Source organism: Geothrix fuzhouensis (assembly GCF_024609325.1).
Taxonomy (GTDB): Bacteria; Acidobacteriota; Holophagae; order Holophagales; family Holophagaceae; genus Geothrix; species Geothrix fuzhouensis.
The window spans coordinates 1,297,716-1,323,455 of sequence record NZ_JANHMQ010000001.1 but is presented as its reverse complement, the minus strand read 5'-3'; the positions used below and the strand labels follow the sequence as shown (position 1 = coordinate 1,323,455).

Annotated in this window: 20 protein-coding genes and 1 tRNA gene; 11 read left to right on the top strand and 10 right to left on the bottom strand. The window is 66.5% G+C overall.

Going from position 1 to position 25,740, the window contains the following annotated elements; all coding sequences use genetic code 11:
- Position 1 precedes the first annotated feature (1 nt).
- The 6 genes from NOV74_RS05985 to NOV74_RS05960 all read right to left on the bottom strand — a co-directional run bounded on the left by NOV74_RS05985 (position 2) and on the right by NOV74_RS05960 (position 8,812).
- The gene (locus NOV74_RS05985; protein WP_257310123.1) at positions 2-1,192 is read right to left on the bottom strand and encodes an MdtA/MuxA family multidrug efflux RND transporter periplasmic adaptor subunit; all 1,191 of its coding nucleotides are present in this window, start codon (positions 1,190-1,192) and stop codon (positions 2-4) included.
- A gap of 83 nt (positions 1,193-1,275) precedes the next feature.
- A complete protein-coding gene (locus NOV74_RS05980; protein WP_257310121.1) occupies positions 1,276-1,773 on the bottom strand; it encodes a MarR family winged helix-turn-helix transcriptional regulator in 498 nt (165 codons plus the stop codon).
- A gap of 95 nt (positions 1,774-1,868) precedes the next feature.
- The gene (locus NOV74_RS05975) at positions 1,869-3,167 is read right to left on the bottom strand and encodes a DEAD/DEAH box helicase (protein WP_257310119.1); all 1,299 of its coding nucleotides are present in this window, start codon (positions 3,165-3,167) and stop codon (positions 1,869-1,871) included.
- Positions 3,168-3,369: 202 nt separating this feature from the next.
- A complete protein-coding gene (locus NOV74_RS05970; RefSeq protein WP_257310116.1) occupies positions 3,370-4,263 on the bottom strand; it encodes a hypothetical protein in 894 nt (297 codons plus the stop codon).
- Positions 4,264-4,314: 51 nt separating this feature from the next.
- Entirely contained in the window at positions 4,315-8,625 is a 4,311-nt protein-coding gene (locus NOV74_RS05965) for an acyl-CoA dehydratase activase-related protein (RefSeq protein WP_257310114.1), read from the bottom strand.
- Positions 8,626-8,659: 34 nt separating this feature from the next.
- A complete protein-coding gene (locus NOV74_RS05960) occupies positions 8,660-8,812 on the bottom strand; it encodes a hypothetical protein (protein WP_257310112.1) in 153 nt (50 codons plus the stop codon).
- A 225-nt stretch (positions 8,813-9,037) separates the two neighbouring features.
- Here NOV74_RS05960 and NOV74_RS05955 point away from each other — a divergent pair, with 225 nt between their 5' ends.
- Entirely contained in the window at positions 9,038-10,873 is a 1,836-nt protein-coding gene (locus NOV74_RS05955) for a tetratricopeptide repeat protein (protein ID WP_257310110.1), read from the top strand.
- Positions 10,874-10,883: 10 nt separating this feature from the next.
- On the opposite strand, the gene hisS is transcribed toward NOV74_RS05955, so the two are convergent.
- Positions 10,884-12,125 carry a histidine--tRNA ligase gene (hisS, locus tag NOV74_RS05950; RefSeq protein WP_257310108.1) on the bottom strand — a complete coding sequence of 414 codons (1,242 nt, stop codon included), beginning with the start codon at positions 12,123-12,125 and terminating at the stop codon, positions 10,884-10,886.
- On the opposite strand from hisS, the gene NOV74_RS05945 reads away from it, so the two are divergent.
- The 6 genes from NOV74_RS05945 to prfA all read left to right on the top strand — a co-directional run bounded on the left by NOV74_RS05945 (position 12,124) and on the right by prfA (position 16,362).
- Positions 12,124-12,909, top strand: coding sequence for an N-acetylmuramoyl-L-alanine amidase family protein (locus NOV74_RS05945; RefSeq protein WP_257310106.1), 786 nt, complete (start codon positions 12,124-12,126; stop codon positions 12,907-12,909). The genes hisS and NOV74_RS05945 overlap by 2 nt on opposite strands.
- A 98-nt stretch (positions 12,910-13,007) precedes the next feature.
- Positions 13,008-13,084: transfer RNA gene (locus NOV74_RS05940), tRNA-Arg, on the top strand.
- A 517-nt stretch (positions 13,085-13,601) separates the two neighbouring features.
- Complete coding sequence (locus tag NOV74_RS05935) at positions 13,602-13,928, top strand: PadR family transcriptional regulator (protein ID WP_257310104.1); 327 nt, start codon at positions 13,602-13,604, stop codon at positions 13,926-13,928.
- 13 nt (positions 13,929-13,941) lie between these two features.
- Positions 13,942-14,700: a hypothetical protein gene (locus NOV74_RS05930; RefSeq protein WP_257310102.1), complete on the top strand. Its 759-nt coding sequence runs from the start codon at positions 13,942-13,944 to the stop codon at positions 14,698-14,700.
- A 175-nt stretch (positions 14,701-14,875) separates the two neighbouring features.
- Complete coding sequence (gene rpmE, locus NOV74_RS05925) at positions 14,876-15,124, top strand: 50S ribosomal protein L31 (RefSeq protein ID WP_257310100.1); 249 nt, start codon at positions 14,876-14,878, stop codon at positions 15,122-15,124.
- 164 nt (positions 15,125-15,288) lie between these two features.
- The gene (gene prfA, locus NOV74_RS05920; protein ID WP_257310099.1) at positions 15,289-16,362 is read left to right on the top strand and encodes a peptide chain release factor 1; all 1,074 of its coding nucleotides are present in this window, start codon (positions 15,289-15,291) and stop codon (positions 16,360-16,362) included.
- Between the two features lie 82 nt (positions 16,363-16,444).
- Here prfA and NOV74_RS05915 read toward each other — a convergent pair whose 3' ends face one another.
- On the bottom strand, positions 16,445-17,287 hold the full coding sequence (locus tag NOV74_RS05915; protein WP_257310097.1) for a hypothetical protein: 843 nt from the start codon (positions 17,285-17,287) through the stop codon (positions 16,445-16,447).
- Positions 17,288-17,338: 51 nt separating this feature from the next.
- On the opposite strand from NOV74_RS05915, the gene NOV74_RS05910 reads away from it, so the two are divergent.
- The 4 genes from NOV74_RS05910 (at position 17,339) to dnaJ (ending at position 22,451) form a co-directional block, all read left to right on the top strand.
- A complete protein-coding gene (locus NOV74_RS05910) occupies positions 17,339-18,388 on the top strand; it encodes an HrcA family transcriptional regulator (RefSeq protein ID WP_257310095.1) in 1,050 nt (349 codons plus the stop codon).
- A gap of 55 nt (positions 18,389-18,443) precedes the next feature.
- Entirely contained in the window at positions 18,444-19,133 is a 690-nt protein-coding gene (locus NOV74_RS05905) for a nucleotide exchange factor GrpE (protein WP_257310094.1), read from the top strand.
- 81 nt (positions 19,134-19,214) lie between these two features.
- Positions 19,215-21,080: a molecular chaperone DnaK gene (gene dnaK / locus NOV74_RS05900; RefSeq protein ID WP_257310093.1), complete on the top strand. Its 1,866-nt coding sequence runs from the start codon at positions 19,215-19,217 to the stop codon at positions 21,078-21,080.
- Between the two features lie 210 nt (positions 21,081-21,290).
- A complete protein-coding gene (gene dnaJ, locus NOV74_RS05895; RefSeq protein ID WP_257310091.1) occupies positions 21,291-22,451 on the top strand; it encodes a molecular chaperone DnaJ in 1,161 nt (386 codons plus the stop codon).
- Between the two features lie 28 nt (positions 22,452-22,479).
- On the opposite strand, the gene NOV74_RS05890 is transcribed toward dnaJ, so the two are convergent.
- Positions 22,480-23,640 carry a GGDEF domain-containing protein gene (locus NOV74_RS05890; protein ID WP_257310089.1) on the bottom strand — a complete coding sequence of 387 codons (1,161 nt, stop codon included), beginning with the start codon at positions 23,638-23,640 and terminating at the stop codon, positions 22,480-22,482.
- Between the two features lie 40 nt (positions 23,641-23,680).
- Complete coding sequence (locus tag NOV74_RS05885) at positions 23,681-25,639, bottom strand: hypothetical protein (RefSeq protein WP_257310087.1); 1,959 nt, start codon at positions 25,637-25,639, stop codon at positions 23,681-23,683.
- Between the last annotated feature and the right edge of the window lie 101 nt (positions 25,640-25,740).

The window sequence follows — 25,740 nt, the reverse complement described above, 5'->3', positions numbered from 1 at the left end:
CTCAGCCCTTTGTGCCAGTGGGCTTGGGCAGCACGACCTTACTGCCGGGTCGCAGTTTCTCAAGGCCATCCGTGACGACGGTTTCACCGCTCGCGAGGCCCTGCTTCACGGCCGTTTCATCGCCATTCGTGGTCAGCACTTCGATGGCGCGCATCTCTACCGTGCTGTCAGCCTTCACGACATAGACGAAGGAGCCCTGCGGGCTTCGCTGCACGGCAGCCGTGGGCACGATCACCACGCGCCGGAGGGTGTCGACCAGCAGGCGGGCATTCACGAACTGGTTGGGGAAGAGGGTGCGGTCAGCGTTGGCGAACAAGGCCTTGAGGCGCACGGTGCCGGTGGTGGGATCCACCTGGTTGTCGATGGCCGCGAGGGCGCCGGTGGCGAGCCGCGTCTTGAGGTCGCGATCCCAGGCCTCCACGGGCAGCTTCCCGTTTTTGGCGGTCTGCCCCAGCACCTTCTGGATATCGTCCGCGGGCACTGAGAACACCACGTTGATGGGCTGGATCGGGGCGATGACGGCCAGGCCGCCGGCGTCGCTGGCCCGCACCATGTTACCGGCGTCCACTTGGCGGAGACCGACCCGGCCCGCGATGGGGGCGGTGATGCGGCTGTAGACGAGGTTCAGCTTGGCGCTCTCCACCTGGGCCTGGTCGGCCTTGAGGGTGGCCTCGTATTGAGCTACGGAGGAGTTCTGGGTGTCGAGCTGCTGCCGGGAGATGATGCCCTGCTGGACCAGGCCCTGGAGGCGGTTCAGATCCGCCTGGGCGTTCTGATAGGCGGCCCGATCCTTCGCCAGCTGACCCTCTGCCTGCATTAGCTGGACCTGGAAGGGGCGTGGATCGATCTCCGCCAGCAGCTGGCCTTGGCGCACCATCTGGCCTTCTGTGAAGTCCACGCGGATGAGCTGGCCGTCCACTCGGCTTTTCACCGTGACGGTGTTCAGAGCGGTGACGGTGCCGAGACCGGTGAGGCTGACGGGCATGTCGCCCTGGCGGGCCTGGGCGGCCAAGATGGGCACGGGGCGCCCGCCCGCGGGATTGGTGCCAGCCTCCTTCTTTCCTCCCCGGGGAAGGAGGACCAGAACAATGACCGCAGCCGTTCCCAGGATGGCCCATAGGCGCCAGTCGCGGAGGAGAGCGGGGCGCCCGGCGCCGGATTCGAAAGACTGGATGGGATCGGTGGCGTCCATGCGGGAATCGATGCCTTTTCGAGCGGGTGGTGCGGAGGAGCCCGGCGGGTCGCACCGGGCGGAGAATCGGCTCTAGGGCCGGATCATGGCACGGCGGTCCGGCTCTTGGCCTCGCCCTCAGCCAGCGCGGCGGAATACATGGCCTCCAGATTGCCGATCATGGTCAGGAGGCTGCCCCTCAGGGCCTCCTGCTCCGCGGGCGACAGGCCGGCGGCCATGGACTGGTGGAGGTCTGTGGCCAAGTGCTGCAGTTCTTGGGCCAGGGCCACTGCCCCTGGGGCCAGATCGATCAGAATCCGGCGGCCATGCCGGGGATCCGGCTTGGTGGTCAGCAACCCGCGCGCGACCATCGCCTTCACCAGACGGCTGGCCGTTGGGTCGTCCATCCACACCTGCTGGGCCAGTGGATGCAGGGAGGAAGGGCCCTTCTCAAGAAGCACCAGCATCACCCAGAACTGCTGGGGGCTGAGTCCATATGGGGTCAAACGGACCCATACGACCTGCTTGAGGGTGCGGCGGACGGCAGCGGCCAGGGTTCCGAGGCCGGCTTCAATGAGGGGGTCGGGGGCATGTTCTTGCATAAGCAACAAGGCTGCGCCCGTACAACCCTCGTGTCAAGGGGTATAGCCCGGATTATTCCCCACAAAAGTCCTGCCGGCCTCGGACTGCAGCCGCTTCATTTACCTCGGGAACTGGGCCGGGTGGACTGACGCCCCCGTTCGCCCCGAGGCGACTGGCCCGAACTGGGGCGAACCGAACGAGCGGGGCCGCGGCTGCGACCACCGCCACCACCCTGGCGTCCGGTTTGAATCGGCTCGGCGGGGATGCTGGGATCGGGGGCGTAGCCCTGAATGACATCCTTGGGCAATTCCTTGCGGAGCAGCTTCTCGATGTCCTTCAACAGCCGGTGCTCATCGACGCAAACCAGCGACAGGGCCTCGCCTTCGCTGCCCGCGCGACCCGTGCGGCCGATGCGGTGGATGTAGTCCTCGGGCACCTGGGGCAGTTCGTAGTTCACCACGTGCGGCAGCATGTCAATGTCCAGGCCGCGGGCGGCGATATCGGTGGCCACCAGGACGCGGACCGCGCCCTTCTTGAAGTCCTCCAGCGCCTTGATGCGCTGGGGCTGGCTCTTGTTGCCGTGGATGGCCATGGAACTGATGCCGTCCTTGTCCAGCTGCTCGGAGAGGCGGTTGGCGCCGTGCTTGGTGCGGGTGAAGACCAGCACCTGCTCGAGCTTACGGCTGGTGATCAGGTGGGAAAGCAGGGCGCGTTTACGCTCGCGATCCACGGGATGGACGACCTGCCGAACCAGTTCGGCAGCGGTGTTGGTCGGGGTGATCTGCACGGTGGCCGGGTCCCGCAGGAACTTGGAGGCCAGCTGCTTGATCTCGTCGGTGAAGGTGGCCGAGAAGAGCAGGGTCTGCCGCTTGACGGGCAGCAGGGCGAGGATCTTCTGGATGTCGCGGATGAAGCCCATGTCGAGCATGCGGTCGGCTTCGTCCAGCACCAGGATCTCGAGCTGGCTGAAGTTCAGGTTGCCCTGGCCCTGGTGGTCCAACAAGCGGCCCGGGGTGGCGACAAGGATCTCGACGCCGGCCCGGAGGGCCTTGGTCTGGGAGTTGATGTTCACGCCGCCGAAGATGGTGGTGGACCGCAGGGGGATGTACTTCCCGTAGGTGCGGACACTCTCCTCCACCTGCATGGCCAGCTCGCGGGTGGGCGTGAGGATGAGGGCGCGGATGGGGTGGCGCGCGGGCGAGGCCGAGGTGCTGGCATGGGGAGCCAACAGCTGCAGCATGGGCAGGGTGAAGCCGGCGGTCTTGCCGGTGCCGGTCTGGGCCCGGCCCATGAGGTCGCGGCCTTCCAGCACCAGGGGAATCGCCTGGGTCTGGATGGGGGTGGGGTGTTCGTAGCCCTGCTCGCGTACGGCGCGCAGCAGCTCGGGCAGCAGCCCGAGGGATTCGAAGGACATGGTCGCTCCTGAAGGGGCCCGCCCTCGGAAAGATTCCGGAGGCCCGGTCAGGGCGAAAAGGGATGATTCGGATTGAGAAGAGGCGGAGACCGGGGGTCGCCTGCGATCGCGAAGGAAATAGTCTACCGCCATGGTCAGGATTTGGCGAGCCATCTCCGTCAGGCGAGTCCCAGGCAGTCCATCACCTAGAAAAAAGCGAGAATTAACGGTCCATTCCGCTGAGCGGACCGGTCCGCAGGGATTGGATGGTGGCGCCGATCTCACCCGGGTAGTCGGAGGCGCAGATGGTGATGGAATCCGTCAGGGCCAGTCCAATGAGCTGCACCAGGGCGGGGCGCTGGTCCGGCGGGACCGGGGGCAGGACCTGGAGCTGGATGCCCAGGTCCACCAGGAAGTCCGCCATCATCGGCAGGGCCTTGGCCTCGAGTTCCTTCAAAATGTGGCCGTAGCGAACCATGAAGGTACGCCAGACCCCCTCCATGTACGCCAGGGTGGCGCCACCTCCGAGGTCGCCGGGCGCATAGGCGCGGGCCATGAGCGACCCCATGGCGGGGCTGCGGTGAGAGGCGGCCTCCACCAGCTTGGCGCCGAGGTACGGATCCAGGTTCCGGGCCAGCAGGTCGATGCCGTATTCGAGGATGAAGTGGCAGTTGTCCGGTGTGATCAGGCCGAGGTAGCCGGTCATGCCCGCGGCGGTCAGCTGAGCCTCCAGGGTCGCCTTGAGCACCGCGGCCTTCTGGATCACATAGCCCTGACTGGTGTCCGCCAGGGTGAGGCTGGCGATGTGGGCGGTGTGGTCCGCGCCCCAGGCCTCGTTATGGCTGGCGAAGCCCCAGGCCAAGGCCCGTTCCTGCGGGGTGACGGCCACTTCCCAAGGGGCCAGGGCCTGATAGTGGGTGGCCAGGAACAGGGGATCCGTGGCGGACATGGACTTCAGCAGGTTGAAGTCGGGCGCAATGGCGCCGTACAGCAGTTCCGCTTTGTTCGTGCCGACTTCCTTGAGCTGGTAGGCCACGTAGGTATGCGTGCCCGGGCCCCAGGCCTGAAGGGCGGTGGCGGAGGCCACCAAGGCGAGGATGCGGAGGGACAGGTGCATGGTGACTCCGGTGCAAGGTCGGCCAAGGGCCGGTGGAGTTGGGGGATTTGATCAGATGGAAGAGGCGGTGCGGAGCAGGTCATCCGGGGGCGCGGGACGGCGGATCTGGCGGCGATGCAGGTGCCGTCGGCGGACCTCGAAGGCGAAGGCGTCCAGGGCCTCCAAGTCCAACGATTCCCCGTTCAGGGGCAGCGAGAGGGTCAGCAGGCCCTCCCGTTCCGTGGCATGGATGAACTGCGCGTCCGCCAATTTGGAGGGCATGCACTCCAGGGGCCCCACGAGGACGGCAGCGTCGATCTCGCCGCGGCGCCAGCCCAGGAGAGGGGCGCCGATCGTGAGCACGGCCTCGCCTTCCAGCGCCTCGCGGAGGTAAGGCGCGGCGGTGGCCAGGATCTGAGGCAGGGTCCCACGGCGCGGCCACCCGAGTTCGGACTCCAGAGCCCCTTCGGCCACAGCCAGGATCCGCTCCCGGACCCACCGCTCAACCCAGGCAGCCGGGCCGGTCTTGGCACCCTGGGCCCGCTCGGTGTATTCGGAATATTCGATGAAGTCGGTGGTGGCTTCGATATCCACCCGGAGGCCACGCGCGGCCAGGGCCCGCGCCATCTCGCCGTTGGCGAAGGGATCGAGGCGCACGTAGATCTCCCCGGTAAGCAGGACCCGGGGCAGATCCGCACCGGTATCCGACCGGCGGAGTTCTGCGAGGGCCTGGCGAAGCAGGACCGGGAGGCCATAGATGCGGCCCGTGGCCACTTCAGAGATGACCCGTGCGGCGCCGAGATCGCCTGCGGCCGTGGTTTCGAGATGGGCTGCGATGCATGCGGCCCACTTATCCCGGATGGCGTCGGCCGCGCCGGGCGTCCGCTCCGCGGCCCGAACCTGGCAGAGGGCCCGCTCCAGGGTGCCGAAGGCCGCCATGCCTGCGAGGATGAGGGCTTTGAAGCCCGTGGGCAGGCCGCGGAAATAGTCGCCGTAGGGCGGGGACCAGATCCGCACCCGCGCATCCTCGCCCAGTCGCTTCAGGATCAGCTGGTGCAGGGTTCGGTACGCCCCCATGCGGCAGGGGCCGAAGGCGGCCGGGAGGAGCAGGACCACGCGCTCCTGCGGGTGCCGCTCCAGGTAGGCGAGGAGCCCCCCCAGCACCAGGGTCATGGGCAGGCACTCCTTTCCGGAGGTCTGTCGCCGCCCCAACCGGAGCGCGGTCGCATCCGAAGGTGGCAGCACTTCCGCGCGCACGCCCAAGCCCCGCAGGGTCGCGGCGGCGGCTTCGGCCTCTGGACCCATCGGCGGGATCAGGAGGCGTTCCCCTTTGCGGTGGATTTCCTGGAAGGTGCGGGTTCCCACGCAGAGGTCCGCGGCGGGCCTGGGTTCGTGCTGGCCCTCGCGCAGCCGGTCTTCGCGGACGCAGTGGAGGAAGGCCTCCACCCGCGTCTTGGTGCCGGCGTCCCCCGCATGCCCATCGGTTTCGATGACGGCGTAAGGGCGCCCCTCCATGAGCCAGGCGAAGAACGGGACGGTGAAGCTGTCGGGCCCACAGGCGTAGTTCGAGCAGAAGATGCTGTAGAGCCCCGCTGTCCGGCGGATCTGCCAAGCGGCTCGCAAAATGCGCTGGCTGTGCCCCCAGAAGACTTCGTCGAAGATGGGCACGCCCGCGTCCATGGGCAGGCAATCCAGCGGGATGGCGATGGCGCCCTGCTCCCGGAGGATGGTGGGGACGTTGGAATTCAGCACGTCGTTGTGCAGGGTGTAGCTCCGGCCCAGCAGCACCACGGGCACGAGGTTCCGTTCCCGGCAGTAGGCCAAGGCCCGGCGGCCCAGGTCCTGCAGGTCCGCTTCGAAAGCCAGCTGGGCGGACCGGGCGGCCCGCCAGGCGGAGCGCCATTCAGAAGGCAGATCCTTGCCCAGGTCCGCGGCCAGGCGCCGGCAAACGGTGAGGAAGGCCGGGGAGTCATAGGCCCCGGGACCGAAATCCACGACGGGGGACAGCACCTTCGGTCCGCCGTCGCCCAGGCCCAGGCGCAGCACATCCGGGGCGCCTTGGGAGATGGGGCAGACCACGGCGTGAGGTTCCCCGCCCACTCTCGGCAGCTCCCGCATCATGGGCAGGAAAAGATAGTCCGGTTTGGCGTCCGCCATCCCGGCCACCAGGCCGTGGTACTGCTGCATGGGCGCGCAGAACGGGGCGCCGGCTTCTTCGATGCCCCGCTTCAGGGTGTCGCGCCCCGGCGCGGGGGCCACCTGGAGGTCGAAGCCCAGGGCGTGGAGGTAGGTGGCGAAGAAGGGGAAGGAGCCCTGAAGTTGGAACTCGCTGCTGATCCCGATGAGGGGCCGGCCCCGGCGCTCCGAGAGTCGCGCGGACACCTGGGCGACCAGCTCCCGGTGTTCCCGGAAGGGATCGGGGGCCCGGTCCGGCAGCTTGGCCCGCCGGGTGCCCTTGTCCCACAGGGAGCAGCCGCCCCCCCAGGTGAACTTGGTGCTGGTGCCGTCCACGCGCGTGGTGAGGCGGTCGATCCGGCACTTGTTCCCGGCCCCGCCGCAACCCTGCGTGGCGGTGCAGACGAACTGATCCTTGGCGGCCACTTCAGCCTGGAGGAAGCGGGCGCCATCCAGGTCGTCCACCTCCTCCCAGGCCAGCTCGCGGGCGGCCAAGAGGGCGATGCCCACGGCGCCCATGAGGCCGGGCTTGGGCGGCACGATGACCTCGGCGCCAGTCTGGCGGGCCACCGCCGCGGCCAGGGCGTCCGAGGCGAAGGGCATGCCTTGGCAGAAGATCACCTGCCCCACGGAACGGCTGCCCTTCACGCGGTTCAGGTAGTTCGCCACCACGGAGTCGTAGATGCCCGAGATGATGGTGGCCTGGGGAAGGCCGGCAGCCACGGCCGCGTCGATGACTTCGGCCATGAAGATCGAGCAGTGCTGGCCCAAGGAGATGCAGTGGTCCGCGGACAGGGCCACCTCGCCCAGTTGCGCCACGGAATCGATCCCGGTGAAGCGGCGCCCCTGCTCCTCGATGAAGGAGCCGGTGCCAGCGGAACAGGCCTCGTTCATGGCTGCGTCCACCACCTTGCCGTCGGCGAGCCGGATGTATTTGGCGTCCTGGCCGCCGATCTCGAAGATGGTGTCCACCCGCGGATCGCACTGCAGCGCGCCGGTGGCGTGGGCGGCGATCTCGTTGAGCACGAACACCGCCTCCCGGCCGTAGCATACGGAGAGCAAGGAACCCACGATCTCCCGGCCCGACCCGGTCACGCCGAAGCCCCGGAGGTGGTGCGCGGCGGCGGGGCTCGCCAGGAGGTGGCGCATGAGGGCCTGGGCGGCCGCCACCGGCGCGCCATCGGTGGGCAAGTAGGCTTCCCAGAGCACGGTCCCGCTCTCGGGCTCCAGTGCCACCGCTTTCGAACCCGTGGAGCCGATGTCGAAGCCTACGATCACCTCGACGGGAAGGGTCTCTACGGGCCCCGCAGCCAGAGGCTCGGGGGGCCCCGGCAGGCGGCGGACCCGGTCGAGGTAGAACGACAGCGGTTCGGAGGCCTCCATCACCGCGCGATCCGGCGGGCACAGCAGGGCTTCCAGTCCAGGCAGTGGTCCCGGGGCCTCGGCGGCCAGGAGGGCACAACCCAGGGCTTCCAGGTAGAGGCGGTCTTCCTCTGCGGCCTCCAGAAAGGTCATCCCGTGGGCCTCCGCGTGGCGGCGGAAGTGGGCCTGGATGCGGGCGGAACGGGCCACGCCACCGGCCAGGAGCAGGCGCTCGGGACAGACCTTCGGCTTCATGAGGGCCTGCACGTTCTCCGCGATGGCGTCGAGCAGCCCTGCGAGGATGCGTTCGCGGGATTCCCCCTTGTTGGCCAGGTGGGTCATGTCTGTTTTGAGGATCACGGGGCAGCGGCCCGACAAGGGAGCCGGATCGGTCACGCCCTGGGCGAGAGCCGAGGCCTCTTCGACGGTGAGTCCGAACCGCCCCACCAGCTGGTGCAGGAAATTCCCCGTCCCCTGCGCGCAGCGACCGTTCTCCCGATAGACCTCATGCCCGGTACCCCGGAGCTCCAGCACCGAAAAGCCGCGGCTACCGATGGACACGACGGTGGCGGGTTCGATCCCGTACCTGAACCGGAAGCCCGCGGCGAGGGCCTGGCGTCCAGGCACCCGCGCCAGGGCCACCGGGCGGCCCAGGCGACCCGTCACGGCCGCGCCAGCCACCCCATCCCAGCCCCACTCACCGAGCAGGCGCAGGAGGGCTCCTCCGGGGTCCTTTCCGTGGGTGATGCAGGCCCGCCGCGCCCAGGTCCAGCCCTCCCCCGACCGCACCAGCTCCGCGGCCTTGAGGGTCTCCGCGCCGAGGTCGAGACCGATGAACCGTGCCATGCTGCCTCCCGCCCGGGCTGTCCCGGGGTCTGCATCAGATGCGGTAGATGTAGCCGGCGATGCTCAGGGGCATGAGGGCGCCCATGACTCGATCCGCCCCGCCGGTTTCGAATCCCAGGCCCCCAGGTGGTTCAAGGCTGAGACTGCAGAGCAGAATGAAGAAATTCCTCGGAGGGGACAGGGACATCATTGGGCTCCCGGTTCGGCCTGGGTCCGCTGGATAACGTGGGTCGATCCCTGGGTAGGCGGCCAGCGGTAATGCGCGCATGTCGTCCTTTGTCGTGTCTCCAATGCCTATGATTCCTGGGATTTGTTCCCATAGGCAAGAAGGTTCATGTAGAATTCCGTGATATCCAGTCGTCAGTTCTTGCACTCAGTTCTGGCCCATGAGGGGCCTTCGAGCGGAGAGGCGATGGCACACGAAGTCCTGGAGGCGCGCCTCGAATCCTGGAAGGAGATCGCGGCCTACCTGGACCGGGACGTCCGAACCGTCCAGCGCTGGGAGAAATCGGAAGGCCTGCCCATCCACCGGCACCTGCATGACAAGCAGGGCAGCGTGTTCGCCCATCGTTCCGAAGTGGACCTCTGGTTGGCTGGACGCCGCCTTTCGCCGGGGAATGGGAATGATCCAGACGGGGAACATGGGGTGTGCGATTCGCCCGGAACGGCGGGAGACGAGGCTGACTCTCCAGCTTCACCCGCGCCCCCTCGGGAGGTGAATGAACCCGACCTCATGGCCATCCCGGCCAAGGTGCCCCTGCGGGGCGCGCGGGTTGGGCCCCTGGTCCTCTGGTCGCTCTTGGGGCTTCTCCTCACCGCCGGGGCCTGGATGCTGATCGGCCGCATCGGTCATGTACGCCCTGGGCCCGCGCTGGCGGTGCTGCCGTTCGTTAATCTCGGGGAGGAGAAGAACCAGGAATTCTTCAGCGATGGATTCACCGAGGAGTTGATCACCCAGCTGGGGCAGCAGCAGGGCGAAGGGGCGCGGGTGGTGGCCCTGCGCTCTGCCCAGGACTATCGTAATACCGCGAAACGGCCTCGCCAGATCGCCCGGGAGCTGGGCGTGGACTACTTGCTGCAGGGTTCAGTCCGGCGCGTGGGCGATCGAGTCCGAGTCACTGCGCACCTGGTCCGGGGCTACGACGAGACCCACGTCTGGGACCACAGCTATGACCGCGATGTCAGTGACGTCCTCGTGCTCCAACGCGATGTGGCGGATGCCATCGCCGACGGCATCAGCCTCCGGCTGGAACCTGGGCGCGCCCATCCCCGGGCGGTGAAACCGGAAGCCTACGTGGCCTACCTAAAGGGGCGGTTCCTCTGGAACAAGCGCACTCCACAGGACCTCTACCGGGCCCTGGAACAGTTCAGGATTGCCGCCCAACTGGATCCGACCTTCGCGCCGACCCATGTGGGGATGGCGGATTGCTATGCTCTGCTGGGTTCCGCGGAGATGGGCACCATGGCACCCAAGGAGGCCATGCCTCTGGCCAAGCAGGAAGTGATGGCCGCTCTGGCACTCGACCCGGCCCTGGCCGAGGCCCACGCCTCCCTCGGGCACATCCGCCTCATCTACGAGTGGGATTGGAGCGGTGCCGAAGACTCCTTCCGGCGGGCGATCGAATTGAATCCTGGCTACGCCACGGCCCATCAGTGGTACGCCCTCTACCTGAACGCCCGTGGACGCAGCGAAGATGCTCTGACAGAGCTGCGGAAGGCCGAGGAACTGGACCCCCTCTCCCCCGCGGTGAAGTCCGCCGTGGCCGAAGCCTACTATTTCGCCCGGCGCTACGGGGAAGCAGCCACCGCCTCGCAAAAGGCTCTGGAGCTCGACCCCAATTTCATCTTGGGATATCTGAACCTGGGCCGGGCCCTGGAGATGCAGGGGCGCTTCGACGAGGCCATCACCGCCCTGCGTCAGGGCTGGGAGCTTTCCGGTCGGGCTCCAGGCATGACGCTCTTCCTCGGTCATGCCTATGCGGCGAAGGGCGACCATCGGCGGGCCGAAGAGATGCTCGACCTACTCCGGCACCCTCCCGATTTCGGTGGCAAGCCCCTCTACGTTCCCGCCCTGTACCTGGCGGGGATCCAGGGTGGCCTGGGGGATCGCGAGGGGGAAATCAAGAGTCTGCAGAAGGCCCTGGAGGAACGCTGCGAATACCTGATCTACCTCGAGCGCGAACCCATGGCCGACCCCATTCGGAAGGATCCCCGGTTCAAGGTCCTCCTGAAAGCTGTCCGATCCTAGATTCCAGGGGTCATCTCAGCCGTGTGACCACGTCGCCCAACGGCCAGCTCTCCTGCTCGCCGGTGGCCATGTGCTTGACGGTGACGGTGCCACTGTCCAGTTCACCCTCACCCAGGATGAGGACTGTTTGCACGCCCATGCGATTGGCGGTGGCCATGGCCTTCTTGAGGGCCCCGCCGCGGGTCTCCAACTGCAGGGCGATGCCAGCGTCCCACAGGCTGCGGGCCAGCTTGAAGGCTTCTGTGGCGGCTCGTTCGCCCAAGGGGATGAGCAGGGTCGGGGGGGTGTGGGGCGCGTCGCCGCGGATCTGCTGAAGCACCATGGCCAGACGGTCGAGGCCGATGGCCCAGCCGAAGGCCGGCACCTCGGGACCGCCCAGCTGCTTCACCAGGCCGTCATAGCGGCCGCCGCCCAGCAGGGCGCTCTGGGCGCCCAGGTCGGAGCTGAGCAACTCGAAGGCCGTGCGGGTGTAGTAGTCCAGGCCGCGCACGAGGCGCGGGTTCTCTTCGAAGGGGATGCCCAGTTCCGTGAGCAGGGTCTTGAGCCGCGCATGGTGCTTGGCCGAGGCCTCATCCAGGTAGTCCGTGATCACCGGGTGCCCTGCGAGCGCCGTCTGACAGGTTTCGTTCTTGCAGTCCAGGACGCGCAGCGGATTGGACTCGATGCGCCGGTGGCAGTCGGCACAAAACTGATCCTGCCGCGCTTCGAAGAAGGCGCGGAAAGCCGCGTAGAAAGCGGGGCGCGACTCGGGCGTGCCCACGCTGTTGATGGAGAAGACCATCTGCTTCAGACCCAGTTCCTTGAGGAAACTGTGGAGCATGAGCAGGCTCTCGGCCTCGCTTTCGGGGGAGGCCACGCCGAAGCTCTCGGCGCCGATCTGCCAGAACTGCCGGTACCGGCCTGTCTGCATGCGCTCGTACCGGAACTGAGGGCCAATGTAATAGAACAGGGCGGGATCGCTGGAGGCCACCAGCTTGTGCTGGATGGCGGCCCGCACCACGCCCGCGGTGTTCTCGGGGCGCATCACCACGTCGCGCCCACCCTTGTCCGTGAACTGGTACATTTCCTTGTTCACGATGTCGGAGCTTTCGCCCACGCTGCGCTTGAACACATCCAGTTCTTCCAGGATGGGGGTGCGGATTTCGCCATAGCCGTGGCGGCCGAACACCCGGCGGGCGGTATCTTCGATATGCTGGAACCAACGCAGCTCCGCCCCGAACAGATCCCGCATGCCTTTTACCGATTGGGCCATGATTCGACTCCTGAGCCTCCTGCTCACATTCAGCCTACTGTCTTGGGCCCAGAGTCCCAAACCTACCGGTCCGCCGGTCCATCCCCCGCGGCTGAAGGTCATGGTGGATCCCGGGCACGGCGGGGACGACAGCGGCGCCAAGGGTCCCAAGGGCCTGAAAGAGAAGGCGGCTGCCCTGGAAATCGGCCGGGCGGTGGCCGCCAAGCTCGAGGCTGCCGGTTTCGAGGCCGTCTTCACCCGCGACGACGACACGTTCATTCCCCTCTGGGATCGGGCGCGGGCCGCCAACGCCCAGGGCGCCGATCTCTTCATCAGCCTCCACCTGAACGCTGCTCGAACTAGGGCCGCCCGGGGTTCCGAAGTCTACTTCCTGAGCCTGGGGAAGGGTGACGACGAGGAGGTGGTGGCCGTCGAGAACGCTGGCGCCGGGGCCGCCCCGGCTGGAGCGGACAGCGTGGTGGCGAGCATCCTGGACGACCTGGCCCAGAAGGCCTTCCTCCAGGATTCCGAGCGGCTGGCCGTGGCCATCCAGGGCCAACTGAACCGCCTGGCGGGCATCAAGGAGCGTGGCGTTAAACAGGCCCCCTTCATCGTCCTGCGGGGCGCTGCCATGCCAGCCGTCCTGGTGGAGGTGGCCTTCATCTCCAACCTGAAGGAGGAAGCGAAGCTCAAGGACGCCGCGTTCCGCGCCAAGGTGGCCGATGCCATCACCCGGGGTGTCCGCCGCTACTTCGCCCAGGCCAACGGCAGCGTGCGCCGGAGGACCGTGGCCGGGCCCAGCTGAAGGAGCGTTGGCCACCGAAGCCAAAGGCCCTGCAAGCCCTGGTGCCAAAGCGTCAACCTTGAACGAAAAGCCGATCGAAGCCATGATGGACAGTCGTAGTACCCGTAGCTCAGCTGGATAGAGCGTTGGCCTCCGAAGCCAAAGGTCGCTGGTTCGACCCCAGTCGGGTACACCAACAAGATCAGGGAGGCCGTCCGGCCTCCCTGATCTTGTTGAAGGCCTGGGGTCGGACCAGCGAGTGCATCGCCAAAGGCGGCATTAGATATGCCGCCGACGCGAGGCGGTGCAGCGAAGCGGCACAGTTCGACCCCAGTCGGGTACACCAACAAGATCAGGGAGGCCGTCCGGCCTCCCTGATCTTGTTGAGGGCCTGGGGCCGGACCAGCGAGTGCATCGCCGAAGGCGGCATTAGATGTGCCGCCGACGCGAAGCGGCACAGTTCGACCTCCTCTGGGCCGTCCGGCCTCCCTGGATTTGTTGAAGGCCTGGGGTCGGACCAGCGACGAGGCCCTGGCTCGACCCTCTGCGTCTCGGTCGTGGGCAATCGGGTGCCTGGGCCGGACCTCGGAGGGACCGTAGGAGGCATCAGCCGATGCGTTGGTATCCTTGAACCAGAAGGATTTCTCGCCGGGTGGGCCTTGACGGACCTCAATTTGCGAGGCACAATGAAATCGACTAAACCGGAGGACCCCGTGGACCGTGAACTGCTGAAGGGCAGCACTCCCCTGCTGCTGCTGTCGCTGCTCTGCGAGGGGCCCATGTATGGCTATCAGATCATCGAGACCGTTCGCCAGCGCACCGGTGGCACGTACACCCTGAAGGAAGGGGCCCTCTATCCGGCCCTCCACAAGCTGGAGGCCACGGAGTTCATCACTTCGTACTGGGAGACCCAGGAGAACGGCCGCGAACGACGCTACTACTCGATCCAGCCGGCCGGGCAAGCCTTCTTGACCGCCAAGAAGAAGGAATGGAACCAGTTCGTGGATATGGTGCAGGCCTTCGTCGGGCCTAGGGCCTGAAGGTTTTGCCTCCATGTTCCGGGCCCTTGACGGCTACCTCTCGCAAGTGGCTGCCGGCCTGAGGGGCGTGTCCCGACGGCGGCGGCTCATGCTGCTGCGGGAGTTGGAGGCCCACCTGCTGGATGAGGCCGAGGCCCGGGGCATCCACAGCGAATCGGGCATGTCGGCCCTGCTCGCTGACAAGGAGCGTCCTGGCCGCCTGGCCGAGGAACTCGCCGCGGGGGAAGGGCAAGACGCCAATCACCGCGGCGGCACGGCATTGGCGGCAGGCATGATCATCGGCTTGGCCACGGGCAGCCACATGTGGTTCGAGGGTTGGCGCTGGTACATCTGCCTGACCTTTGCCGCAGCCCAGGGTTTGGCTGTGGGCGCAGGGTATTTCTGGGCCAGGCGGCATTGGCTGCGGCTGGATCCCTGGGCGAGGATGGCTGTCGCCGTCCTGCTCACTTCCCTGCTTTCCATCCCCCTGGGGTTCACCAGCGCCCATGGGTTCAAGCCGACCCGGCTGTTCTACGGCGCTTACACCGGGTTCCTGCTGGAACAGCACAGTCAGGAGTGTCCGCTCTGGCAGACCCTCCTGGAGCCGGTCCTCTTCACGGCGTTCATGTTTGCCGTCGAAACTGGGTTCCTCGGTCGGATCCGTTTCCAATGGTGGCAGGTGCCCCTGGAGCTCAGTTTCAACGCCACCTTGCTGATCAGCGTGATGCTGGCCTTGAAGCTCCGCCGCGTCCTGGCCGAGCGCTGGGTCCTGACTCCCCAGGAACAGGGGTAATGCTCTCCGGCGTATGCGCGCAGCGCGCGCATACGCCGGGATTCCGGCTTTCCCTCTCCTGGGGAATCCCCCTTGAGAAACGGGGGATTTGGCGATAAGCTATTCGTCTTGCGTGGACAAGCCGCGTGCGTTCACCCCGCCCATGGGGGCATCCGGTCGGTCCCAGGAGGAAGACATGAAGGAAAAGATTCACCCCGAGCTGCATGACGTGAAGGTGCACTGCGCCTGCGGCAACGAATTCATGACGCGCTCCACCAAGAAGGAGTTGCGCGTGGAAATCTGCGCGGCCTGCCACCCCTATTTCACCGGGAAGCAGCGTCTGATGGACACCGAAGGCCGCGTGGAGAAGTTCAACAAGAAGTACGCCAAGAAGGAGGCCCCTGCGGCCCCTGCTGAGGCGGCCACCGAGACCACCGAAGCCTAGCTGTGAAGTTCCGAAAGACGGGCCGAGTGATCGGCCCGTCTTTTTGTTTATGCTGTCCGGGGGTTCCGCGCTGCGCGCACACTCCCGGGCCCCCACGCCCAGTTCCGGCACAGCCGGCCCAGGGTTTTTGCCCCCAGATAGGGCGCCGGATCCCGAGGTGAGCCATGCTCGATCAGCTTGAAGCCGTCGAAGCCCGCTTCCAGGAAGTGGAGGCGCAGCTGCAGGATCCCACTGTGGTGTCGGATCCCAAGCGTCTGCGCGAGCTGGCCAAGCTCCGTGCCGAGCTGGAGCCGGTGGTGCTGGCCTTCCAGGCCCAGCGCACCCGCTTGAGGCAAATGGAGGAGGCTGAGCTCATTCTGGGCGACAAGTCCATGGACGCCGAACTGCGGGAGATGGCGGAGCTGGAAATCCCCGACCTCAAGAAGGCCATCGCCGAAGGCGAGGCGGAGATCAAGCGCCTGCTCATCCCCAAGGATCCGGCTGACGAGAAGAACGTGATCCTCGAAGTCCGCGCCGGCACCGGTGGCGAGGAAGCCGCGCTGTTCGCCGCAGAGCTGTTCCGCATGTACATCCGCTTCGCGGAGCGCCGGGGCTTCAAGGTATCGGTACTAGACGAAAGCGACGCCGACGCGGGCGGGCTCAAGGAGGCCACGGCGGAGATCCAGGGCGAGGGCGCCTACAGCCTCTTCCGCTTCGAAAGCGGCGTACACCGTGTCCAGCGTGTGCCCAAGACTGAGACCCAGGGCCGCATCCACACGTCCGCAGCCACTGTGGCGGTCATGCCCGAGGCCGAGGAGGTGGATATCGAGATCCACCCGAAGGATCTGCGCATCGACACCTTCTGCTCCGGTGGCAAGGGCGGCCAGAGTGTGAACACCACCTACTCCGCCGTGCGCCTCACCCATTTGCCGACCAACACTGTGGTGAGCTGCCAGGACGAGCGCAGCCAGATCAAGAACATGGCCAAGGCCATGACGGTGCTGCGCAGTCGCCTGCTCCAGAAGGCCCAGGATGAAGCCGATGCGATCCACTCGGCGTTGCGTAAGTCCCAGGTGGGCAGTGGCGACCGTAGCGAAAAGATCCGCACCTACAACTTCCCCCAGGGCCGCGTCACCGATCACCGCATCGGCGTCACCATCCACCAGATCGACAGCTTCATGTCTGGCCAGCTCGAACCCATCATCGAACCCCTGCGGGCCGCGTTCGAAGCAGAGCGGCTGCAGGCGTTGGAAGCGTAAGGACGGGCTGTCAGCTCTCAGTAAAAGCAGAGAAGCGGGAGGCACAGCCTCCCGCTTCTCTTTTTTGGCTGACAGCTGACCGCTACTTCTTCAACGTCACCCTCTCCGGCGAGGTCAGGCTGAAGGCGACGGGTTTGCTGGCGGGAATCTTGATCACAGTGTCGGCGGTGCCGGCGGCCACGGCGGTGCCGGCGGCGGCGCCCACAGCCGCGCCACCGAGGGCGTGATCACCCTGGTTCTTCTTGTCGGACAGGAGGCCGACCAGGGCGCCAAGGGCCGCACCACCGCCGATGTATTTGGCATTGCGTTCTCCCCGGGCCGTGGCGACCACCACATGGGTGTCCGTATCGATGCCGACACCGGCGATCTCGGTGAGGCGGATGCCCAGGGCACCCTTGCCGTTGCTCAGGCGGCCTGCCGCTGCGCTCTGGGTCACGACACCCCGGGCCGAACTGCCGGCGCTCCAGACCAGCTTGCCGTCCACCACGACGTCCGAGGCCAGTGAGCCGTCCCAGGCATCCCCGGCCTGGTCCTTGTCCGTGGCCAGGTCGCGGGCCAGGGCGATCTCCAGCTTGGTGCCGGTGGGAACCTCCACCACTACGGGCTTGGGGGCTTCCTTGGCGGCCGGCGCGGAGGCGAGGACGACGGCTTCCTGCTTCTTGGCCTCAGCCCGCTTCTTCGCATCGGCTACCTGCCGTTCCAGGGCTTTCACCTGCGACTTGGTCACCTGCTTGACGGTGTCGGCATCTTCTCCGGTGATCTTGCCGGACTTGGCCTCGGCGAGCTGCTGCTCGAGTTGGGCAACTTTGGCCTCTGCAGCCTTCGCGGCCTCATCGGCCTGAATGGCGGCTTCACTCTTGCGGTTGCAGGCGATCGTCAGAATGAGCACGGCAGCAAGGGACAGGCGGGTCAGGGTAGGGCGCATGGGACCTCCTTCGGGGGGTATATAGTATGACAACTAGACAAAGTTTACCCCATGGCCACTCCCAACCTGAATCCCCGCGGTGAATCCGTGCTCCGCACCCTCATCGAGGCCTACCTCGAGGCGGGGGAGCCGGTGGGGTCGCGCCTGCTGGCCAAGCGGTTTCCCGAGCCCCTTTCCAGCGCCACCATCCGAAACGTGCTGTCCGACTTGGAGGATGAGTCCATGGTGGCGCAGCCCCATACCTCCGCGGGACGGGTGCCCACGGAGCGGGCCTATCGCTACTATGTCGACCGTTGGCTAAAGGCGCAGCCCCCGGATCCCGAGCTGGAGGGACGCCTCGCCGCAGCCCTGGATGGCCTGGAACTGGATCCCGAATCCTGGGCCCGCCATGCCAGCCGGACATTGGCGGAGGTCATGGGCGGGGTCTGTGTGGCTTTGCCGCTGCCCCTGACGCAAAGCCGCCTGGTGCGCCTTGAGTTCGTGCCCGTGGGACCGGGGCGCCTGGTGGCGATCTGGGTGGGGAGCCTGGGCGAAGTCGACCACCGCCTCATGGACAACCCCTGGAACTACGCCGACACCGTCCTCACAGAGCTGGGGAACTATGCCACCGCCCAGTTTGCGGGTCTCACCCTGAGCGAGATGCGGTCCCGACTCCTGGAAGCCCTCCAGGCCGGCGCCCAGGAGGGCGAGTCCCTCCGGACCCGGCTCCAGGACTTGGCTTCCCGCTGGCCCGAGGAGGGTCCTGCTGGGGACCCGCCGGTGCTTGTCTCCGGCCTGGGCCGGCTGGGTGGGCTTCCTGAATTCGAGGATGTGACCCGGTTCCGGGGCCTCGTGGCGGCCTTCGAGGAGCGGGGCCGTCTGGCCCGTCTCCTGAATGCCTTTGCAGATCGGGCCTCGCAGGACATCCAGCTGCTCCTGGGCTCCGAGAACCCCTATCTGGATGGCTGGCCTCTGGCCACGGCGGTGCGCACCGTCGGACTGGGCCCGGCCGGCTATGTGACCTTTGCCTTGGTGGGGCCGCTCCGCATGGACTATGGCCGGGTGATGGGTGGTCTGCGCTGGTGGTCCCGACAGATCCAGCAGCGGCAGGGCGGAGTCTGAGGGGCCGGGTTGGTTTCCAAAACAGCTCCCGGCCCGGACTGCGTATACTGCTGCGATGACCACTGATGCCCCCCGCGAGCCCCAAGCGAAGCCCGCTCCTCCTGCTGGAGAACCCGAGGATGTGGTGGACCTCAGTCTGGATGATGCCCTGGACGGGGATCTCCAGTCCGTGGCCGACGAGGTGGCCTCGGAGTATCCGGCCCCGACGGGTGAGGAGGCCGACGTACTTGAGCCGGTGGATTCGCGGGTGGACCTGGAATCGGCGCTCGCTGAAACCGAGCGGCAGATGGAAGAGATGCTCCGCCGCGAGGCTGAACTGATGGATCAGCACCGGCGCCTCGCGGCAGATTTCAACAACTTCCGCAGCCGGGCTCAGCGTGACATCGCCATGGCCGTGGAGCAGGCGGAGCGGAAGATCCTCCTGGAGATGCTGCCCGTCCTTGACAACTTCGAACGGGGACTCGGGGCGTCCTATCAGGATGTCGATTCCTTCCGCGCCGGTATCGAACTGATCCAGAAACAATTTCTCGAAGCCCTTCGCCGCATGAGCGTCGAGCCGCTTCCGCTCCAGATCGGCGATACCTTCAATGCCCTTCACGCTGAGGCGCTTACCACCTTCAGCGATCCGAATCTCCCCGATGGTGCCGTGGCCGCCGTCTACGAGCGCGGCTACAACCTCAAGGGGCAGCTCCTGCGCCCAGCCCGGGTGGTGGTGAACCGACTCCATGACTCGGGAAAACCCTAATCGCGTCCAGCCTCAGCACTGGAGATCCCTCCCTGGCATCCCATTCGTTATGAAGTAATTGATCCCACTGGAGTTTCACCCATGGCAGGCAAACTGATCGGCATTGACCTGGGCACGACGAACAGTTGCGTTTGCGTGATGGAGAGCGGGGATTCGCGCGTGATCCCCAACCGCGAAGGAAGCCGCACGACCCCTTCGGTGGTGGCCTTCACGGACAAGGGCGACGTGCTGGTGGGCCATATCGCCAAGCGCCAGGCCGTGACGAACCCCCAGCGCACCCTGTTCGCCGTGAAGCGCCTCATCGGGCAGCGGTTCATGGCTCCGAAGGTGCAGGAAGCCGTGGGCCGTCTGCCTTTCCCGGTGGTTTCCGCGCCCAACGGCGACGCCTGGCTGCGGGTAGGCGAACGCGACTATGCGCCGCCCGAAGTCACGGCCATCGTCCTCCGCTCCCTGAAGCAGGCTGCCGAAGCCTTCCTCCACGAGGATGTGACGGACGCTGTGATCACGGTCCCCGCCTACTTTGATGATGCCCAGCGCCAGGCCACCAAGGACGCGGGCAAGATCGCCGGTCTCAACGTGCAGCGCATCATCAACGAGCCTACCGCTGCGGCCCTCGCCTATGGTTTCAACAAGAAGGGCCTTAAGCAGATTCTGGCCATCTACGACTTCGGCGGGGGCACCTTCGACTTCACCTTGATGGAGATGAATGACGGTGTCTTCGAGGTGCTGGCCACCAGCGGCGATACCTTCCTCGGCGGTGAGGACATCGACCTGGCCGTCCAGAACTGGCTCGTGGAGCAGTTTCACGAGAAGACCGGCATCGACTTGTCCACGGACCGCATGGCGCTCCAGCGGCTCAAGGAGGCCAGCGAGAAGGCCAAATGCGAGCTGTCCACCCTGGATCGCGTGGAGATCCGGCTTCCCTTCATCGCCCAGGCCGCCGGTGGTCCCCAGCACCTCGAGGCCACCCTCACCCGCGAGCAGCTCGAGGGCATGGCCAAAGATCTGGTGCAGCAGACCCTTGTGCCCATCAAAGATGCGCTTGAACAAGGCGGCAAGACGCCGAAGCAGGTCGATGAGGTCATCCTGGTGGGCGGGCAGACCCGCATGCCGCTGGTGCAGCGGCTGGTGAAGGATTTCTTTGGCAAAGAGCCCAACCGGAGCATCAACCCGGATGAGGTCGTGGCTACCGGCGCCTCCATCCAGGGCGCCGTCCTCAAGGGTGATATCAAGGATCTGGTGCTCCTGGACGTCACGCCGCTGTCGCTCGGCATCGAAACCCAGGGCGGCGGTTTCGTGAAAATCATTCAGCGGAATGCCACCATCCCCACTCGGGATTCCCGCACCTTCACCACGGTCACGGACAACCAGAACCGAGTGGAGATCCACGTCCTGCAGGGCGAGCGCGAATTGGCGGAACACAACAAGAGCTTGGGCCGCTTCGACCTCATCAACCTGCCGCCGCTGCCCAAGGGTGTGCCCCAGATCGAGGTCTCCTTCGACATCGACTCCAACGGCATCGTGAAAGTGTCGGCCCGGGATCTCATGACCGGCCTGGAACAGGGCCTGAGCATCCGCCCCAGTTCCGGCCTCTCCGAATTGGAGATTCAGCGCATGATCCGCGAGGCCTTGGCCAATGCCGAAACCGACGTGAAGAAGCGGGATGCGCTGAAGTACATTGCCTCCGCCGAGGGTCTGATCTTCTCCTGCGACAAGAGCTTCACCGAATGTGGGAAGTACCTGCAGGAGAACCAGCAATTCATGATCCGCGACGTGCTCGCCCGGGCCCGGCAGGCCGTGGCCGCCCAGGATCCCGCGGGCCTGCGAGCCTGTGAGGGGCAGCTGCTCGAAGCCCAGAATCTGCTCACCGACGCCGTTCTGGCTGCCAGCGAAGCCATGATGGCCTCTCTGGATGGCGAAGACGAGGGCGCCGCCGGGCCGAACTAGCCTCAGGCCATTCCAGAGGGTCCGGCTGTGGAGCTTTTTGGGAGAGAATAGACATCTGATCGGGTTGACCCAGAAAGTGGCCCGCTGAGTGGTGGGGCTTGCCAACGCTTTCGCCAAGATGCCTGAATGAGCCGGGCGGCCCTGGTGAGGAAGGCCACGGAACGCCGAGGACTTAAGACTGAAGATTTGAAGACAGAGGATTGACCAGACATGAAGCGTGACTACTACGAAGTGCTCGGCGTTGCGAAGGATGCCGGGGCGGATGAACTGAAGAAGGCCTACCGCAAGCTGGCCATGGAACTGCATCCCGACCGCAATCCCGGCAACAAGGAGGCGGAAGAGAAGTTCAAGGAGGCCGCCGAAGCTTACAGCGTGCTGTCAGATCCAGAGAAGCGGAAGGCCTATGACCAGTACGGCCATGCGGGTCTGGGTGGTGCGGGTGGCGGCCAGCAGTTCCAGTTCGATCCCAACCAGTTCGCGGATTTCGAGGACATCCTCGGCAGTTTCTTCGGTGGCGGCCTCTTCGGGGATCTTTTCGGCGGCGGAGGCCGGCGTCGGTCCAGCGGCGAGGAACGCGGCTCGGACTTGCAGTACAACCTGAAGCTGAGCTTCCGGGACGCGATCTTCGGCAAAGACAGCGTGGAACTCAGCATCCCGCGCCTGGAGGCCTGCAGTACCTGCCATGGCTCAGGGTGCGAGGCAGGCTCCCGCCCGGAGACCTGTCCTCAGTGCCGGGGCACGGGCCAGGTGGCCATGCGGCAGGGCTTTTTCCAGATGCTCACCCCCTGTCCCCGCTGCGAGGGCCGGGGCCGCATCATTCCCAAACCCTGTCGCGAATGCAAAGGGGAGGGGCGCGTCCACCGCAAGTCCAAGGTGAGCTTCAAGGTGCCGGCGGGGGTGGACCGGGGCACTCGGCTCCGTCTGCAGAATCAGGGCGAAGCGGGGCGGTTCGGGGGCCGCACCGGCGATCTCTATGTGGTCTTCGACGTGGAGCAGGACCCGAGATACGAGCGCGATGGGTTTGATCTCCACCAGCGGCTGGAGGTGTCCTGGCCCCTGCTGGTGACCGGCGGCGCGCTCGAAGTTGACACGCCCTATGGGGCGGACAAGGTGAAGCTGGCGCCGGGAACCCCCGCGGATCACGTGGTCAAGCTCGTGAACGCCGGCGTCCCCAGGCTCCAGGGCAGCGGCCGTGGTGACCTCTACCTGCACCTGCGGGCGGCGGTGCCAAAGTCTGTCACGGCCGAACAGCGCCAACTGCTGGAGCAGCTCCGCCGCAGCCTCGACGGCGAACCCGCTGAGAGCGGTGAGGAAGGCTTTCTGTCCAAAGTATTCGGAGCCGAGAAGACTGGGAAGAAGAAGCGGAAGTAGGGATTTCAGTCTGGACTCCAGGCTGCCCCTATCTCCCCGCCACCATCACCTGCCGTTTGCCTTCCCGCTTGGCACGCAGGAGGGCGCGGTCGGCCTGTTCGATGAGGTGCCCGGCCCCGTCGGCATGCTCCGGGAAGGCGGCCACCCCGGCGCTGAGGGAGATGGTCAGGCGATTGCCTCCGATCGAGACGGGCTGGCCCAGGATGACTTCAATCAGGCGTTCCGCCAGCTTCTGGGCCCCGAGAGAGCCGGTGCTGGGCATGATGAGACAGAACTCATCCCCTCCATAGCGATAGAGGCGATCGTGGGCTCGGCAGAGGCGCTGGGCGGTCCGGGCGACAGCCTCAAGCACGATGCTTCCGGCGGGATGACCGTATTGGCTGTTCACCTGCTTGAGGTCATCTACATCGATGAACACCAGGGCCACGGATTCCCCCCTGGCGGCGGCCTCGCGTACCGTCTGGGGCAGCTCCGCCTCGAGGCAGCGACGATTCTGGGCCACGGTGAGATCGTCCTTGAAGGACAGCGCCCGGCTCTCCTCCAGGCGCCAGGCGTTGAGCAGCAGGGGCTCCACATCCTCGAAGCCCTGGAGCAGGCGCTCGGGAGGCTCCTGGGGATTCAACAACCTCAAAAGGCCCAGTTGCTCTGAGGCCGCCAGCGGGAACGCTTCGCCGCGGCGTACCAGTTCGGCGGCCTCCTGGCGGGGCAGCGGTGCCTCGGGGAACGATCCGTCGCCGGCCCGCTGGTAGTACAAATTGTCCTTCCTGAGCCAAATGGCACCGCCCCGCGCCCGGGATTGGCTGATGGCCCGGCTCAGCATGACCTTCAGGAGGTCGTCCAGCGAGGCGAGGTGAAGCATCTGACGCAGCCAACCCTCGCTGCCCAGATCCCGCTGACGCAGGTGCCGGAGCGCCTCCCGGGCCGTCTCAAGTGGGCGGTCCTGGAGCAGCACCCAGCCTGGCCTCAGCCCCAGCACGGCGCTGACCTCCTCGGCTTCTGCACGCTCAACCCACCAAAGGATCTCGGATCCCTCTGCTGGAATCAGCCGCGGGTCGGGCCGCTCCGCCACCAGCACGAGCGACCCTGCCCCTGGTCCCGGCACCACGTCGTGCCCCCATGCCTCCAGGGCCGCGCGCAACGTGGCGCCGGCCCGGGAGGGATGCGGTTCCAGCCAGTGGATGCGATTCATGGGGCTCCTGGAAGGGCAGTGCTTGGTCGGTGGTGGGCGATCAGCCCAGCGCGGCTTCCAATCTCAAGGCCAACTGGCCGAGGTGGGCGGCGAGCTGTTCCAGGGTGGGCAGCGACCCCTCCCGCTGGCTGCGCTCGGCCCGGACCCAGCGCTTCAGCAGGGTCACGGCCTGGGCGTCGCGAACCCCAAGGCGCTTGGCGTTCTGGATCAGCTTGTGGGAGAGCCGGGTGCGCTCCGCTCCCGCGGGATCCTTTTGCAGACTGGCGATGAGCTTCAAGGCCTCCTGGGCCACCTCAAGGTCCTGCCTGATAAGGGGGACCCGGGCATTGATGCGGAGCAGGAACAGTTCCAGGAACCGCAGCAGTTCGCCCAGCAGGTCCAGGCTATCCCGGAGGGCCTGGTGGACTTCCTCAGGGGATTCCAGCAGCCGACCCAGGTCCAGGATGAGGCGCTCGGCCTCCTCCCGGTCCGGCCGCCGCATCAGAGGGAATTCCGGGCTGCGGCGGAAGGCCAGCACATGCCGGTAGGCCTGGGCGAGCCCCAGGGCGAGCCGCGGCCAGTCCTGGAGTTCCATACTCAGCAGAAGGTGGGCGTGAATCGGTGGGACCTGTTCCCAGAGCCGCTGGATGCGCAACCGGAGGCGTTCACCCTCCTCCATCATGCTGGGGGATTCCGGGAAGAGCCGCTGCTGAACAGCCGGTGAGAACAGGCCGACCAGCTCGCTCATGAGCTGCTTCTGGTGGTTGACGAGCAGGCCGCGCAAGTTGTCCAGAGTGTGGGCCAGCTGGTCCGTGTCCGCCCCAGCCAGGGCCTGCTGCAGCAGGCTCCGCAGGGTCACTTGATCCTGGTGCAGGCTCAACACCGCCTGGCGGAGGTAGGCCCGGAGCCGCGGAACCTCCTGCCGTTGTGGATTCAGCTGCGCAGTCCGTCCTGGGTCGTCGGCACGGTCCGCCACGCGGCCCAGCTCGGATTCGATGACGAGGAAGGTAGGCACGGCGGCATAGAGGTCCTGGGCGCTGGCCCCGGCGTAGGGTTCCAGGGATTCCATCAACCCAAGGAGGGAGATGTGGCTGGCCAGGGCTCGCGCTACCACGGCAAAGAGGGCCCGGTCCTCTCCGCGAAGGTCCTGGAGCAGCTGCCGCAGATCCGCGGGCATGCGGTCCCTGAACAGCTCGGCGTCCATGCGTGGGAGAACCCAGCCCAAGTGGTCCCAGAGCCAACGCAGGCTCCCCCGGATCTGCTCCACCGCGGGCCAGTGGATGCCCCGATCAAGGGGGCGCAGCAGGCTCAGGCGCAGGTTCGACACCACGTGCTGCAGCAACAGCAGGGGTTCCACCCGGGCGTGGAATTCCGGGGGGATGCAGGCTTCCAGCTGTTCCGCGAGCCGCGCCAGGGATTCCTCCAGCCGGCCTTGGCCCTGGATGGCCCGGTTCACCACCTTCATCTGGGTGTTCAGGCTGGCCACGGCCTCTGGCCCCTCCTTGCAGGTCTGGAGGGCGGTCAGAATCTGTCGGAAGGCGTCACGGTGATCCTCCAGGAAGGCGGCCCACAAGACCCGGAGGGCCCCGGTATCCTCCCCCGGAGCCGGGGCCATGGCCCGGAGCGAGGCCAGGAGGTCGAGAAGCAGCCCCACCCAGGCGGGCTGTTCCTGTTCCACCCTCAGTTCCCGGTGGGCGGTCCCCGTCAGCTGGGCCAGTCGCCCCAGACCATGTTGGAGGACCAAGCCCATGGGAGCCCGGGCTTCGCCGAGCCGGCGGGGCGAGAACTGGTGCAGGAAGGCCAGGAAAAGGCCAAGGTTCCGGCGCAGGTTGGCCTGGGCCGGGGATTCCTCAGCGGCCATGGCCTCCCGCGAAGGGGCCTCCAGCAGGGGATCCAGATCGCCCGCCCCTGCCCGGAGGATGTCTTCCAGCAGGGCCAGGTCCATCCGGGAAAGACCCTTCTCCCGGATCAACTGCCGGGCCAGCATCAGGCGCTGGGGCGGGGTTCCTGGGACGGGCATGTCGAAAGCATACAATGGGCCGGACTAAGTGAAGACCGGCGGACCGGGAGATACAGCCAGACGCGGGGATGACTTCAGGAGGTGATACCATCGGCTTACCC

Bases quoted from the DNA above. Each gene is read 5' to 3' on its own strand.
- NOV74_RS05985 (WP_257310123.1), bottom strand. From the start codon at position 1,192: ATGGACGCCACCGATCCCATCCAGTCTTTCGAATCCGGCGCCGGGCGC.
- NOV74_RS05980 (WP_257310121.1), bottom strand. From the start codon at position 1,773: ATGCAAGAACATGCCCCCGACCCCCTCATTGAAGCCGGCCTCGGAACC.
- NOV74_RS05975 (WP_257310119.1), bottom strand. From the start codon at position 3,167: ATGTCCTTCGAATCCCTCGGGCTGCTGCCCGAGCTGCTGCGCGCCGTA.
- NOV74_RS05970 (WP_257310116.1), bottom strand. From the start codon at position 4,263: ATGCACCTGTCCCTCCGCATCCTCGCCTTGGTGGCCTCCGCCACCGCC.
- NOV74_RS05965 (WP_257310114.1), bottom strand. From the start codon at position 8,625: ATGGCACGGTTCATCGGTCTCGACCTCGGCGCGGAGACCCTCAAGGCC.
- NOV74_RS05960 (WP_257310112.1), bottom strand. From the start codon at position 8,812: ATGTCCCTGTCCCCTCCGAGGAATTTCTTCATTCTGCTCTGCAGTCTC.
- NOV74_RS05955 (WP_257310110.1), top strand. From the start codon at position 9,038: ATGGCACACGAAGTCCTGGAGGCGCGCCTCGAATCCTGGAAGGAGATC.
- NOV74_RS05945 (WP_257310106.1), top strand. From the start codon at position 12,124: ATGATTCGACTCCTGAGCCTCCTGCTCACATTCAGCCTACTGTCTTGG.
- hisS (WP_257310108.1), bottom strand. From the start codon at position 12,125: ATGGCCCAATCGGTAAAAGGCATGCGGGATCTGTTCGGGGCGGAGCTG.
- NOV74_RS05930 (WP_257310102.1), top strand. From the start codon at position 13,942: ATGTTCCGGGCCCTTGACGGCTACCTCTCGCAAGTGGCTGCCGGCCTG.
- rpmE (WP_257310100.1), top strand. From the start codon at position 14,876: ATGAAGGAAAAGATTCACCCCGAGCTGCATGACGTGAAGGTGCACTGC.
- prfA (WP_257310099.1), top strand. From the start codon at position 15,289: ATGCTCGATCAGCTTGAAGCCGTCGAAGCCCGCTTCCAGGAAGTGGAG.
- NOV74_RS05915 (WP_257310097.1), bottom strand. From the start codon at position 17,287: ATGCGCCCTACCCTGACCCGCCTGTCCCTTGCTGCCGTGCTCATTCTG.
- NOV74_RS05910 (WP_257310095.1), top strand. From the start codon at position 17,339: ATGGCCACTCCCAACCTGAATCCCCGCGGTGAATCCGTGCTCCGCACC.
- NOV74_RS05905 (WP_257310094.1), top strand. From the start codon at position 18,444: ATGACCACTGATGCCCCCCGCGAGCCCCAAGCGAAGCCCGCTCCTCCT.
- dnaK (WP_257310093.1), top strand. From the start codon at position 19,215: ATGGCAGGCAAACTGATCGGCATTGACCTGGGCACGACGAACAGTTGC.
- dnaJ (WP_257310091.1), top strand. From the start codon at position 21,291: ATGAAGCGTGACTACTACGAAGTGCTCGGCGTTGCGAAGGATGCCGGG.
- NOV74_RS05890 (WP_257310089.1), bottom strand. From the start codon at position 23,640: ATGAATCGCATCCACTGGCTGGAACCGCATCCCTCCCGGGCCGGCGCC.
- NOV74_RS05885 (WP_257310087.1), bottom strand. From the start codon at position 25,639: ATGCCCGTCCCAGGAACCCCGCCCCAGCGCCTGATGCTGGCCCGGCAG.